The sequence below is a fragment of the Actinacidiphila yeochonensis CN732 genome (assembly GCF_000745345.1).
Lineage (GTDB): Bacteria > Actinomycetota > Actinomycetes > Streptomycetales > Streptomycetaceae > Actinacidiphila > Actinacidiphila yeochonensis.
The window spans coordinates 490,766-505,852 of the sequence record NZ_JQNR01000005.1; the positions used below are offsets into that span (position 1 = coordinate 490,766).

1 protein-coding gene (running past one end of the window) is annotated in these 15,087 nt (G+C 72.9%); it reads right to left on the bottom strand.

What is annotated here, in order from left to right:
* Positions 1–15,087, bottom strand: the 3' portion of a protein-coding gene (locus BS72_RS14245) for a hypothetical protein (protein WP_157856226.1). 31,506 nt of this gene lie beyond the right edge of the window; the window shows 15,087 of its 46,593 coding nt (coding positions 31,507–46,593); the start codon falls outside the window, past its right edge; the stop codon is at positions 1–3.

Genomic DNA, 15,087 nt, shown 5'->3' on the forward strand with positions numbered 1-15,087 from the left:
CTACCTGGCACCCCCGAACTCCGGCGGGCAGATCTCGAACGAGCTGATCTCGCCCACGGTCGTGACGACTCGGTGCGTCAGCAACTTGGCCACGACCCGCGAAACCACCATGGCCGTCTGAAAACCGCCCTGGTCGCTCATGTGGAGCTCCACCCTGACGTGGGCGGGGTGCAGGCCCTTCTCCGTCCACCAGGCCCTGACGCGTTCAGCCACCTCGCGGCCCAGCCGCTCGGCCTGCCGCTCGCCCTCGGCGACCGTCGCCGGGTCCTTGTCGGCAAGCTGCCGGTTCACCTCGTCCAGGACGGCGGGCGCGATGCCGTGCTCACCGTCGAGGGCGACCGTGAACGGGGTCTGGAGCGGCTCGACCGGGATCCTCCGGGCGGTCGCGGGGACCACCTCCTGCGGCTGCGACGGCACGGGCTCAGCCGCCATCGGCTCCGCCGCCCGCACCGCGGCGCCCCCGCGGCCCGCCGAGGACGGCTTCGCCACGACCGCTTCCACCGGCTCCGCAGCCTCCACCGCGTCCCGGCTCCCCAGCAGCTCCACGCCGCGGACCACCGGGGTCGGCGCACCGGCGAACCGACCCAGCGACACCACAGGCCCGGTGGGAGCAAGAGACCGGAAACCCCCAGCGGCAGCCGACGAGGGCCGCCCCGACGCCACCGGGACAGCCGCCGAGACGGCCGACGCGGACGTGGGCGTGGCAGCCGGCTCGGAGGCGTGCTGCTCGCCCGCCTCGGCCGGACGGCCGACCGGAACCACGTCGAGGTTCAGCCCGGCCGCCGCCGGTCGTGCCTCGGCCACAGGCTGGGCGGCGGCGGCCGGCGCGGCGTCGGGCCCGTTCGGCTCGCCGCTGGTCGGGGCCGGGACCGGGGGTTCGGTCACGTCGGGTTCGACCGGGGTCGCGGCAACCGTGGCCGGACCCTCGGCGGATTCCTCGGTCTCCGTTGCGCCGTCTGCGGCGGCCGGCACCTCGCCGGCCTCGCCGGCCTCGTCAAGGTGCTCGTGGGCCTCGAAGGGCTCATCGCCGGAGTCGGAGCCGGTGTCCTCGGCGGCTTCCCGGGCGTCCTCCGCCTCGGCGCCCTGCCCGCCCTGAGCAAGGCCACGCTGCTGGAACTGGACGGCGGAGAGGACGCCTTGGGGCGCCATCGGATGGCCACCCAGCCACGCCATCGGGTACCCCGTCGGGCCCCAATCGGCCGTGTGCGCACCGATGTCCATCGCGTCGGCGTACGACCCGGAGGTCGGCTCCCAGACCGTCCCCGCGGGCCAGTCACCCTGCCGGCCCCCGGACCATCCCGGGGGCAGCACCCGCAGCCACCCGAAGTCGGCCACCACGCGGGGGCCCTCGGGCTGCTCGTCCATGTCGTCCGCGGGTATCTCGTCGTCGACCGCCACGGGCGTCTGGTCGTCGGTGCGGAACCGCTGTAGCAGGGGGAGCAGTTCGGGCGGCGCGGGGAGCGGCCCGAAGAGTCCGTTCCCACTGATCAGTATGTGCACCGGCCGGCCGAGGGAGCCGGCCAGGTCCACCAGCCAGCGCAGGGCGGCCCGGTGCTGCATGGTCTCCGAGGGAACCAGTACCAACGGCTGCCCCGACCAGCCGAGCGCTCGCGCCAGTGCCAGGAACTCATCAGCGGTCAGCGCCTTTTCGCCACCGACTCCGAAGGCGGTCGGCATACTCGGCGTGTCCCACGCATCGAACCGCACAACGAACGCGTCGGGCAGGTCGGCCATCGCCCGAAACGCCGTCAGAGCGCCCTGCACCTCCTCCGGCCTCAGGTCCGCCGCCTTCAGGTCCGCACCCCCCTCAACCACGGTGGCCTTCACGCGGACCAAGTCGACGAGGTCCTCCAGCCCGGGTATGCCGATCGGCGCCAGACCACTGGAAGCGTCGGCCGGCCGACCGCCCAGCCCACCGAAGTACGGCGTGGTGGCATACAGCGCCAGCGCCTGCGCCTTGTCCTCCCACCGGGTGAAGACCGTGTCCAGCAGCGCCCGGATACCCGCGGTCTCCGCCTCCGCCCCCGCATCGAAGACCCGCACCCCGCCGGCACCGGTCACCCGCACCCGCTGCTCCACCCCCGCCAGCAGCCCGACCGACCGGAACGCCGGCGGCTGCCACGACGGATCATCCGCCAGCCGCAGCGCCGCCCGCACCAGACCCAACTCCACCTTCACCAGCGTCTGCCAGACCGCCTCGTCCACCGTCCCGTCCGCCCACCGGAACTCCACATGGTCCGAACCGAACCCGCGCACCGAGGGGAAGTTGAGCGCCGAATACCTGGAGCCGTGCAGCACCGCTTCGAGGACGGAGTACCCCTCCGACGGCTCGGCGAGCGAATCTACGTACTTCGTCCCCCGGTGCTCCTCGTTCAGCGGGTTCGTGCCCAGCCGGAACAGCTCCGGCTGGAACCCCCGCACCAGCGACAGCAGCGCCGCGTGCCGCCGGATGTCGTTGCCGAACTGCCCCACACCCACATGCACATGCCCGCCGACCGACGTCCGCTCGCCGTCGCCCGTCCGCAACCGGGCATGCCCCCCGTGCTTGCGGATGACCGACAACGCGGTCCGCAGCTCCTGCCACGCCTGCGGCGTGTCCCGCAAGATCGGCGCCACCAACTCGGCGCTGACCGACGGGTCCCTCTCCAGCCACCACTGCCGGTAGCCCGCTCCGGCGGCCGAGCCGTAGTTCCCCATGCTGTCCTGGCGGGTCAGCCCTGCCTTCTTCAGATCCGCCAGAATCCCCGTAATCGCGCCGGGATCATCGACCAGGAACTCGATCTCCAGACCGAAGGTCAGATCACCGAACTCCGAACCGGCGGGACCACCCGCGGAGCTGTCAACCATGTACGGCAGATGGGAGTGCCCCGCGACGACCCTCTCCCCGACCTGCTCGGTCACCGCCACCACATCCGCGTGGGTCAACTCCCGCTGTTGCCCGGCCCACCGCTGCCGGGCCCGCACAGCCGTCACCTCCGCCGGCACCCGCACCACCCCGGGGGCATCCACCACCTCGTCGGGCAGCAACCCCCGCAGCCCCTGCCGCAGCACCTCATCCGCCTCGACCACCCGCGGACCACCCCGCGTGAACGCCTCCCCCTCCTGGTGCGTCCCGGGTGTCGCCACGGCCACCTGCCCATTGGGGCCGAACCTGACCAGCCCGGTGCCCTCCGGCCAGGCACCCGCCAGCTGGCTGGAAGGCATCTCCGGGTCGTTGATCCGCAACCAAGAGCCCGCGGGCACCGGCACACGGCGCCGACCGGACCCGTCCGACACGAAACCCCGCTCGGGCATACCGGCCACCGCCGCGGCCGGCACGAACAGCTCCGCCACCTCCAACAAGCGCTCCGGCAGCGTGATCTCCCCAGACCCAGTCGGTATCTCCAGGTGCACCGCCTCGCCGGTCGTGTCGGACAACTCCAGTAGCCAGTCCACGAGGCCATCCGAGACCCGCCGAGGCGTGACCAGCAGCGGGACCTCCGACCTCCACCCGGCCCACTCCAACACGGCCGCGGCCAGTGCCCCGGACAGCGGACGGACAGCACCGGAAGAGCCCAGAACCTCGGGACTGTCCCCATCGCCCATCAGCGTCAGACTGAAGACGTTCTCCCGGCCGAAACTCGCCCGCGCCCCCTGGGCCACCCGGTCCAGCTCGTCGAGGGGTGTCCGGTCCTGCTCCTGGAAGGACAACCCTCGCGCCAGGAAGCTCAGTTGGACCTGACCCAGGTTCTCCTGTTCAGCCAGGTCCTGGACCTCGTCGGGCACGAGGGAGCCAGCCTCATTGCCCAGCCACGGCCTGACCGCGAACAACGACAACACCTGCGCCCGACCAGCGGGCGACAGCGACAGCACATCCAGCAAAGACCCCAGCGCGGCCGACTCCTCGACGGACCCGGCCGGGAACACCCCCACCCCACCCGGACCGGCCAGCAACCCCGCGTGCTCCGGAATCCGCCCCGCCGCCTGCGCCTCCGCAAACGTCCCCACCGGCTGGTAACCCGGCGCCTGCCAGGACGGGTCCTCAGCCAGCCGCTGAGCCGCGGCCACCAGATGCAACGCCACGTTGACCTGCGCCTGCGTCACCGCCGCATCGGAACCAGCGCCCCAGAACCCGAATTCCACCAACCCGGCCCCGGGCTCCACCGCACGCACCGGACCCGCCGCGTCGAACGGAAGCAGCCCCCGCCCAACCCCCCGAGGCACCGTTCGCAGCCGCGCGAAATCGGCACGCGAGTACGTACCGCCCAACCGGAACAGCACATCCTGGTGACCACCCACCAGATCCAGCAGCACACCCTGCGCCGCCTCACTCAGCCCACCCGGCACACCCACCCGAACCCGGGTACGCAACCCCTCGAAGACCACACCGTCCCCGGCACCCAGCAGTCCCTGGGCAGTCCGCAGCTCCCGCCAGGACTGCTCGGTGTCCCCAAGCACCGGCGAAACGAACTCGTCGGAGTCATTGATCCGCCAGCCGGCCCCCCTCTCCCCGGGCCGCACCTGCCGGGTCAACCCAGCGGCCCACAGATCGGCCAGCACACCCGCCAGCCCCTCCGACGGCCCGTCCGCATCCGTCGCCCGGAGGCCGACGGCGACCTGGAACGTCATCCCGCCCAGCGCCGGATCGGCCAGACCACCAGTGACACCCGCCGCCAGATACGGCACGGCCAACCCGCCGCCGCCCACCCGCTCCACCACCCCACGGGCAGCCTCCACCACCTCGGCGTGGAGCGCCTCAGGCGAACCGCCCGCCTGGGCGACAGCCTCCACCGCGACAACGGACGGGTCATCGACAACGGAGTCGTCAACGCCGACGAACTCATCGATGTCGACGAACTCATCGATGTCGACGAGCTCATCAGCGTCGACGAACTCGGAGGCGTCCACGGACTCGACGTCGGACCGCGAGCTGGTGCCCCCGACCTCGGACGGTCCGGCCTCGACCTCGTCCGGGACGGTCTCCGACGTCCCGGCACCGTCAGCCGGGGCACCCGGCCGCGGTATGGCGGAGGTCGGCTCGGCGCCGGCAACCGCGTCCGGGTCGGCGGTGAGGGGTGCCGGGGAGCCGGCGCCCTCGGCCGCGTCCGGCAGCGACAGGTCCACCTCGGACTCCGGCAGCGGCACGCCCGCCGCCAGGGCCGCCTCCGCCGCGGCGGCGTCAACCGCACGGGCGGCCTCGTCGGTGCCCTCCTCCGCGGGCTCCTCGGGGATCGCCGAAAGGGTCGTCGACAGGGTCCCCGACAAGGTCGCCGGCAGCTCCGGCGGCGTCTCCGTGCTGCGCAGGAGGGTGTCGCCGACGACCCACCGCGTGCCCGCCGGGCCCTGGACCTCGACGAGGGCGAGAGCGCGGACACGGTGGCCCGTCAGGCCGGCGCCGGCGGATTCCATCGGGGTGCCGATGCGCAGCAGCGCGCGGCGCTGGCTGGCGGCGCTGCCGATCTGGCCGAAGCCCTCGGTACCGCCCAGGAAGGGGGTGGTGGCGCTGCCGCTGTTGTGGCCGCCGGCATCCGCACCTGAGGCGCTGAACGACACGGACGCGGTGGTGGTCTGCTGCGTCTGGTTGGAGGCGCCGTCCGCGGACAGCTCCACCCGGTCGATGGCGACGTCCTTGCTCGCGGTCTCCGGCCGGGCCGAGTAGAGGGTGATCCTGACCGAGATGCCCTCGGCCCCCGGACGGCCCAGGAACGCGGCGACGTGGGCGGGCTGGAGCGTGACCATCCGGTTGTCGGCGATCAGCTGCGTCATCCGCAGCCCCATGCCCTCCTCCGACCGGGAGGTCTCCGGACCGAGGTCCTGGACCAGCGACGGGGCGACCTCGCGCAGCGCCATGCCCAGTTCGTCGAGGCCGCTGAAGCCGTAGACCTGGAACGGCCGGGCGGGCACCCACGTCGGCCCGCCCAGCAGCGTCCGCACGCGGGGATCGACCGTGTCGGGGCCGACCTCCAGGGCCAGCCCGTCCTCGGTGGCACCCGGCCGGAGGGTCGGATCGAAGTCGTAGCGGGCCGGCCGCACCGGCTCCGTCCGGCTCCCGCGGTCGACGGGCGCCTCGTCCGCGGAGAACCGCAGGCTCGCGCGTGCCGCCTGGACACCGGTGGCCTCGGTCAGCGGGCGCGGCAGCTCGCCGAGTGCCGGGCCGAGCAGGGCCCGGATGCCGGTGGCCGCTCCCGCCCACGTCAGGCCGTGGGTGATCCCGGCCGCGGCTCCGTTGACCAGCTGGACCAGGAGCGCCTTGGTCAGCGGACGCGTGGTGACCTTGTAGACGTACTCGTACTCGACGCCCGTGAACTCCACGCTGTTGAAGGTGCGCTTCCAGGTGCGCAGTTCACGGGCGGAGGTCCGGGTCCGGGTGCTGCTGTCGCTGCTGGAGATGGACGCCTTGGGTCCGAGCCGGCTGCCCCGGGTACTTCCCAGGAAGCCGAGGTTGAAGGTGTTGGTGGTGGTCCTGGTGGTGCTGACCCGGGTCGCCCCGGGCGGCTTGAGGGCCGCGCCGTCGCCGTGGGAGCGGCCGAAGACGTTGTCCACACCGGAGTTGGACGCCATCGCCCTTCCGCGCGGCACGCTGAGGTCGCTGCCCGCCTTGGGCCGGGCGGTGAAGGCGACCTCCACCAGCCGCGGCCCGAGCCAGGACCGGTGGACGAAGTGGAAGGCGGTGTGGCCGCTGGTCCCGGCGTTGGGCAGGGTGCGCAGGCCCAGCGTGGAGGTGTGCTCGTTGATGCGGGTGAGCACGCCGGGCAGGTAGCCGGCGTGGCCGACCCGGGTCACGCCGGGCGCCTGCGCCTCCACCTCCTTGACGACGGCGTCGTGGAGGGCCTTGCGCCCGCCCTCCAGGTGGACCTCGGTGACCGCGCCCTCGTTCATCGCGCCGCCGCTGGCGACGAACCAGGAGGGCAGCATCCGGTCCAGCGGCGCGGCCTCGGCGATCTTGGCCGTCTTGACGAGGTCCCGCAGCTCGGGGTGGTTGTTCAGGTCGTTGTCGACCAGGAAGAACTCAAGCCCGCCGGGGACCTCGACGGCCTTCGACGTGCTCAGGCTCGTGACGGGGCGGAGGGTCCCGGACACGATGTTGCTGACGCCGCGCTCCACGGTGACCACGTAGGTGATCCGGCCGGTGAAGCGGTGGACGAGGGTGGTGTCCTCCGTGGTGACGCGGAAGGCTCCCGTGTTGTCGTTGACCGTGACGTTCCTGGTGTCCGACCAGTCGCGCTCGAAGGTCCCGGTGAGGGCGGAGAACCCTGGCACGATGCCGGACAGGGCGCTCGCGGACACCGAGGCGCTGTGCACGGAGGTGGACGACCTGCCCGCCGACGCGAAGTCGCTGGACTGCAGCCAGCGCTCGTTGTCCATCTTCGGCGGCTGGGGCAGCACCTCGACGTCGGTGACGTACCCCGCCACCTCGACCCGGACGTCGGTGCCGGCGACGGCGCCGCCCGTGCCGCCGCCCTCGATGATCCAGGAGTCGCGGAGGATCTGGAGCCCGTAACCCATCAGGTGCTGCGGCGAGAGTGCGACGCGGTGCACCTGCGAGCCGGCCGACTCGGCCTTCGCGGCCGGCTCGCCGACGGCCAGTTGCCGCACGAACCGCCAGGTGCCGGCCGCCCCGGTGCGTTCCGCCACCCACTCGGCCGCCGGACCGCTCACCGCCGACGCGGCCGACGCGGCCGACGCCGCCAGAGCGGTGAGCCGGCCCGTCCACGAGGTCGGCGCCTCCGCGGCGGGTTCGGCGGCGGGCACGCCGGCCGCCGGCCCGTCCTGCGGGACACGCGAGGGGGTGACCTGCGCCTCCACGTCGGCCCCGGCGGCGGCCGCGTTCCGCTCCTCGCCGCTCGGCCACGCGCCGGGCACGTGCGGGTCCGGAGCCTGCTGGGCGGCGGTCTCCAGCTCGGCAGCCTTCTGCTCCAGGCCGTGGAGCATCTCGCCCACGGCCCGCTGGAGGGCCGCGCTGCCGTCGACCCGCTCGAAGAGCGCCGTCTCCGGGACCTTCAGCAGGCCGTCGTGGTAGGTGTGGCCGTCCCCGGGTCCCCGCAGCCTGGCGAGGTCGTCGTCGGTCCGGTCGCGGACGGTCGGCGGCTCCGGACGCGGGCCGGCGACCGGCGTGGTCGAGGTGCGGTAGGTGGGCACCACCAGGTGCAGGGAACCGTCCTCCTCCATGGGCTCGGGTACCGGGCCGTGGCTGAAGGAGATGTCCATCCGGTAGGTGACCGGGACACCGAACAGCTGCGAGCCGTCAGCGGTGGGGCTGAGCGTGTAGTACTCGTGGCCCGTGCCGGAAGCCGCGCCCCGGGTCCTGGTCTCCTCGGAGTCGAACGCGTACGCGCCCGAGATCTGGCTGAGCGGCTGCGCGGCGCTCGTGCTGTCCAGGGGGTTGGTGACCGCGCCCGAGGCGCTCGCGGAGAACGCCAGCGGGGTGCTGCTGAACCCTTCGTCACCGCTGACGGTGGAGCCGCTGTAGTTCAGGGTCTGCACGTCCGGCAGCGTCCAGTCGTGCGTCACCCCGTCATCAGTGCTCGGGCCCGTGTAGCGGCGCTTCGCGGTCAGCCGTACCGTCGCCCGCCGCACGCCGGCCGCGGTGGGCAGTTCGAAGACGATCTCGGCGCCGCCGTCGATCATCTCCTCGACCTCGGAGCGCTGGGTCGCCTGGGAGAGGGCCTTGTCCAGCTTCACCTGGTTGTTCAGCCGGCTGACCCGCAGCGCGTCGTCCCTGAACCTGTCCAGCCACCGGGTGAGGGTCTCCGACCCGGCCGACTCGGGGGGCAGGAAGCCGTTGTCGCGCAGCCACTCCTCGGCCGTCCTGAGCAGCGGTTCGGCGCCCTCGACCCGCACCGGCGTCGTGGACAGGCCCAGCGAGGTCAGGTGGGCCAGATGGTCCGACAGGTACCGCTTCTCCGTGGGCGCGTGCCCGGTGGTGGCCAGCGACGGGACCTTCAGCGTCACCGGGTACCGCTTCGCCGGGTCGCCCAGCGGGGTCTCCCTCGCGGGCCCCACCTCCGGACCCGTCGGCCGCACCAGCGTGACGGACAGCGCCATACCGGCCGTGACGTTGAACAGCGGCTTGGCCGTCCGCAGCGAGTGCACCGTCCGCGCGCTGCCGCCGTAGCCCAGCGTGTGGACGAACCGGTGCCGCACCCCCGCCTGGAAGACGAGGTCGCCGCCGCGACCGGACACCCCGGTCCGGGAGTCCGCCTGGCCGTCGAACGAGAACTCCGCCGCCGGGACCGGCAGGTTCACCCCGACGGAGTTGGTCACGGAGCTGCTGCCCTGCATCTTCTGCGAGCGCAGGAGGTAGTTCTCCGCCACGGCGTTCTCGGTGGCGGGACCGGTGTTCCGCTCGTCGCCGACGCCGGTGACAGCGAACCTCAGGTAGCCGATCAGCTCTCCGGAACGGGAGTGGAGCAGCGGGGACGGCGTGCCCCCCGCGAAGGCGCTCGGCAGGGCGGACTTGAGGTTCCCCTCGGAGAGCCACTCCAGCAGCTGCTCCCCCGACTCCGTCGAGAGGTCCTGGAGGTGGGCGGGGAAGGACGCCGCGAGGTCGGCGACGAGCCGGTCGTGGTCGGGGATGTTCACCACGCCGTACAGGGGCAGTTGGGACAGCAGCCGTTCCATCGGGGCCGGTACGGCGGCCGGGTCCCCCGGGTTCGGCTCGGGCTGCTCGGTGTCGTCGAGAAGGTGCTTGGGGAACCAGACGACCATCCGGTCCGGGGTCGGGCCGGACGCCGCCTGCCAGCCGTCCTCGGCCACCCGGCCGGTGAGCAGCTCGGTGGTCGCGTCCCCGGGCCGCAGCTCCCAGTTCATGCGGTAGTCGTAGGGGAAGCTGCGCTCCCGGCTGCGCAGGATCATCATCGTCTGGAGGGTCGGACCCGTGGTGACCAGGTTGGCGGCCTGGTTGTACACCAGGTTCAGCTGCGGGCCGACCGCGGTCCGGTTCAGGTGCGGCAGCCTGCTGTCGAAGTAGTGCTTGAACGCCGCCGATCCCGGGCGCAGACCGCCCTGCGTGGCGACGTGGTCCGCTTCCTCGATGCCGAACATCCACCGCTGGACGGTCACCGGCGGGGCACCGTCCGGCATCAGCTCCATCCCGGGGTCCGCGACCTGCGGGTCCGACGCCGACAGCCGCAGGGACACGGCCTTCGGCCTGCCCCGGTACGTCACGCGCAGCGGCATCCCCGACGTGCCCAGCAGCCGCGCCCACTGGTCCGACAGCAGCCGCTGCGTCAGCACGTCCCGCACCTCGGAACGGAACGCCTCGTCCGGCCCGTCGGTCCCCTCCACCATCGTGAAGACCTGCTCGTGCAGCCACGTGACGGTGGTGTGCGGTACCTGGACGGGGAACACCATGTCCAGCGCGCCGTCGCGCCGGGTGCCGAACCTGGTGACGGCGTTGTCCCGGCTCAGGACCATCCGCGCGGAGACGAAGTGGTTGAACTCGTCCAGGACCCCGAGGGCGTCATCGGTCAGCCCGCTCCGCTGGGCCTCGGCGGTGATCCGCTGGGCGTCGAACGCGAGCGCCGTGAAGCCCCTGTAGTCGCCCAGCGCCGCGAGCGCCTCGTCGCCCAACCCGCTCTGCTGGGCCCGCGCCACCAGCGTCATGAGGTCCCGCATGGCCGCCAGCGCCCGGTCGTCCAGACCGCTGCGCCGGCCCTCGGCCACCAGCGCGGTGACCTCAGCCATGGCCGCCGGCTCGTCGCCCAGCCCACCGGCCCCCTGAGCCTCGACCGCCGGCGAGGCCGCGTCCTCTGCCGGAGCCGCTGCCTGCTCGGCCCACACCGCCTCGGCCGGTTCCGGCAGGTCAGGAGCGCCGCCCCGGAGGAAGCCCGGCTCCCGGCCCATCACCAGATCAACGATCCCCGCAGCCGCCTGACGCCTCAGCGGAGGAACCCAACGAGCACCCCGGGGGGACGTCAACCTCTCGTACAGCTCCGCCACCCTGGCCGCACTCACCCGGCCGCCGGTCCAACCCGGCTCACGACCCAGCCAGCGGTTCACCGTCTCCAACAGCTCCGAGTCCCAACCCGGACCCCCACCCGGCAGCACCCAGTCCGGATCCTCAGCCGGCCCATCCCCCACAACCGCCGAGATCTCGTCGTCGAGGGCGCTACCGGCAGCCGCCCGCGGCTGGACCTTCCTCTGCGCGTCCTGGACGCGGCCGGCCGATTCGGGCGCGGCCGATTCGGGCGCGGCCGGCTCGGGCGCGGCCGGCTCGGCGGCGAAGATCTCCGGGTGGGCGGTGAGCAGTCCGTCCGCCAGATCGCCCTCGGCGGTCAGCGGGAGCATCGCGGTGAGGCCGCGGGGGACGTCGACGTGCAGTTGCCGGTTCTGCCGGTGCGCCGGGGTGAGGACGAGCCTGACGTCGAAGGTGTAGTAGCGGAAGTTCCGCGTGCCCTCCTTGTTGTGCTCGTCCGTCTCGGACAGGCCCGACACCTGCTTGTCCGTGTCGAACTTCGCCTGCTCGAAGGGTGCGCGGAGGAGGTACGCGCTGTCTCCGACACCGCCGCCGCCCTCGGGCCCGACGCCCCTGTACCAGCCGCTGGTGTGCTCGGCGGTCTTCTGGTCCTCCGCGTCGTCCTGCTGGTAGCGCCGGGCCTTGTGCCTGACGCTGGCCGCGGTGTCGACCACCGTCCCGTTGGACAGCTCGAAGCCGACACGCACCCTGCGGCCGTTGATCTCCACCACGTAGGTGCTGGTGAGCAGCTCCTCGATCTTCGGGCGGATACGCGCGTGGCTGGTCTGCCGGGCGTAGGCGAGACCGTGGGTGGTGGTGAAGTCGACGCCGGCGATCTCCCAGGGGGTGCCCTGGTCCAGCACCGGCTCCCGCGCGGCCCTCAGCGCCGCCACCTTCGCCCAGCGGTTGACCGCCGACGCGGTCGGCACGTCCCAGGGGTGCAGGTTCCTCAGCAGCTCCGCCGAGGCCGGACGGACCTGCGCGACGGCGTCCGCCCACCGCGGGTCGCGGCCGAAGTTCCGCTCGAAGACCGGGGCGGCCCCGCCCGTGGACGGGTCGGCGGACGCCGCCGTCGCCACGGGCGCGGGCTCGGTGAGGTACCGGGGCACGATGAGGCGGACATCGCCACGCACCTCCTGGCCGCGCCCCTCGCCGGTGTCGTGCCAGATCCAGGGGCGGCGGGCGTTCCACAGCTCGTCCAGCGCCTCCTTCCGGGCGAACCGCTCGGCCAGCGCCGAGGTCAGGGCGTAGACGCCGTTGCCGGGCAGCGCGACGAGCTTGAGGACCTCGGGCATCTCGCGGACGGTGCCGAGCTCGACGGAGAAGTGCAGGTCGTGCTCGAACTCGTCCGACGGGTCCTTGGTGTTGGCCCGGTAGATGCTGATCTGCTTGTTGACCGCCTCCTCGCCGCGGGTCACCCTGTCGACGTACCCGAAGCTGAGGTCCAGGCCCGCGTGGCCCTGCTGGTTCGTATCCGCGCGGTCCGTGTCGTAGCGGCCGGTGAAGAGGACGCCGGCGTCGAGGTTCCGGGCGGTCTTGGCGACGTTCTTGTGCTCACCGGTTGCCTCGCCGCGCAGGGTGAGCTGCACCTCGTCGCGGGATCGGTGGGAGTGGGCCGTGTCCAGGCGGACGGCCGTGACGTTGACGTAGAGGTACTGCGTGGAACCGCCGAAGGTACGGATCGGAATCCACGTCCACAGGCCCTGGTCGAAGAGGTGCCCGATCTGGGTCTTCATCGCCTCCGAGCGGTAGACCGACTTCAGCACCCGGGCGAGCAGGTCCGGGGCGTCGGCCTGCCGGCCGTCCTTGAAACGGTAGTCGCGGATGACGCCGCGGTCCCGCAGCCGGGAGGTGATCTCGCTCAGGACGCCGTCCGCGCCCAGACGTTCGGCGTGCACAGCGGTGACCGGTAGGGAACCGCCGACGTACCGCACCCCGACCCGCGCCACGGTGGCGGGCACGGCCTCGGCGGCAGCCCCGGTCTCCTTGGCGAGCGCGGCCCCGCCCAAGGTCTCCTTCGCGAGCGCGGCCCCGCCCAAGGTCTCCTTCGCGAGCGCGGCCCCGCCCAAGGTCTCCTTGGCAAGCGCGGCCCCGCCCAAGGTCTCCTTGGCAAGCGCGGCCCCGCCCAAGGTCTCCTTGGCAAGCGCGGCCTCGGTGACAGCCGCGGCCTCCGTGGTCTGGTCCTGCCGCGTCGGCGCCTTGACGTCCGCCAGGCGCCGGCTCGGGACCAGCAGGTCCATGGCCTCCTTGGCCCGCAGGTAGACCTCGCTCCGCTCGACCAGGTCGCCCTTGACCCGGGTGACGGTGATCGTGAAGACCGGGTCGGCCCGGAAGGTCGTCGGCTTGCCGGCGTACGTGGCGCGGGTGATCTCGATCGCGCCGGTGTCGTTCTCCCGCGCCCGGCTCCAGTCCCGGCCGACGTCCACGTGGCCGAGGGCCATGAGCCGTGCTCCGGGCGCCTGGCCCGGGTGCACCACTCCGTCGGCGCCCACGCCGCCCGGCTTGTCGATCTCGACGTCGCCGCCCTGGTCCGAACCGAACTTGAGCGCGAGACCCATGGTGAGCTGCCCGTCGATGCCGACCGTCCGGCCGCTCTCCCTCGCGTGCCGGGGAGCCGACTGGGCGTACTGCTCGATCTCGGTGTCGCCCTCGGTGGGCGGGAGCTCCCTCGGCGCGCGGGCCTCCAGCCTCAGGGTCAGGGTGTTCTGCCAGCCGTCGTACCCGGGCAGGGTGACGTCATGGCCCCACGCGTCGGTCAGCAGACCGAAGACCGCCGCGAGCTGCTCGGGCCTGGTGGCGTCGAGGATCTCGCCGGGCTGGGTGGCGAAGTCCTCGGCGCCCTCTTCCGGCATGCCGTTGAGCCGGAGGTACAGCCGGGTGGCGGTGCTCGCCAGCTCGTGCATCACCAGGAACGTCGGGTAGAGCCCGGACGAGCCGCCGCTGAGGTTCAGCTGCTCGTCCCCGGCGGGCTTCTCCAGGGTGACCTCGGCCGTACCGGCCCGCTTCGCCTCCGCCTCGGTGACCGGCTCGGCCGGCACGTGCTGCTCGGGCACCACCACCTGGGCCACGAGGTTGCCCGGGTCGTGCACCCAGCGGCGCACGACGGTGGCGCCGTCCTCGTCGAGGGGGCGCAGCGCCAGCTCGTACGCGGTGTCGTAGACGTGCTCGTACACGTCGCCGACGTTCTCCAGCCGGCGGTAGGACTTGGAGGTGTTGGTGAAGCTCTCGCCCGTGCCCGCCCCGTACTTGCCCTGCAGTCGGAAACCGCCGAGCTGCAGACGCGCCACCCGTTCGATCTCGACCCGCAGTCCCGCGCCGGCGCCGAAGGCGGCCTTCCACCTGGTGTCGCGGACGCTGGCCACCGACTCGCCCAACGCCGCCCGGATGTTGAACTTCATCGGGTACTTCGTGCTGTGGATGCGCTTCATCAGGTGGGCGCGCACCGCGAGTTCGTAGCGGGCCCCGCCCCAGACGACCTCCTTCTTGATACCCGACTGCGCGCCGCTGAGATCACCCTCCAGGGCGGGCCGACCGAAGTACAGGGCGAGTTGGCGGTCCGCGACCGACCGGCCCGTGAGCGGAGCGCGGCGGCCGGTGGCCCTGTCCCAGGTGCCGTGCCATCCGGAGCGCGGGGCATCGGACCGCGCCTTGAGCATGGCCCGGAAGGCGTCCTCGACCATCTCGGCGCCGGGCAGGGCGGCCGCCACCGCGTAGCCGGTGCCCCGACGGGAAGCCAGTGCCACCGACTCGCGGGGGTCCTGGCCGTAGGCGCCGGCCGCGGTGATCAGGTCGTCCGGACGGCCGGTGCCGACGCGGCCGGGGCCCTGTGGCAGCTCGGCGGCTTCCAGCAGCGCCCGGACGTGCGGCTGGGCCTGGACCGGGGTGGGCCACACCACGGGGCTGACCGCGACACTCTCGGCGCCGGCCGCGGCACCCTCGGCTCCGGCCGATCCGGTCCTGCCCGCGATCGCGTCGCGCACATAGGGAGAGGCGACCTCGCCCAGCACCCGCCGCTCGAACTCGGCCGCGCCCTCACCGCCGTGCCAGGGCACCGTCATGTCGGCCGACACGATGCTCGACACCGTGCCGAGATCCTTGTGGGTGCGGGAGGTCCACTCGATGACGATCTTCAGGCTCGCGCGGTAGCGGCC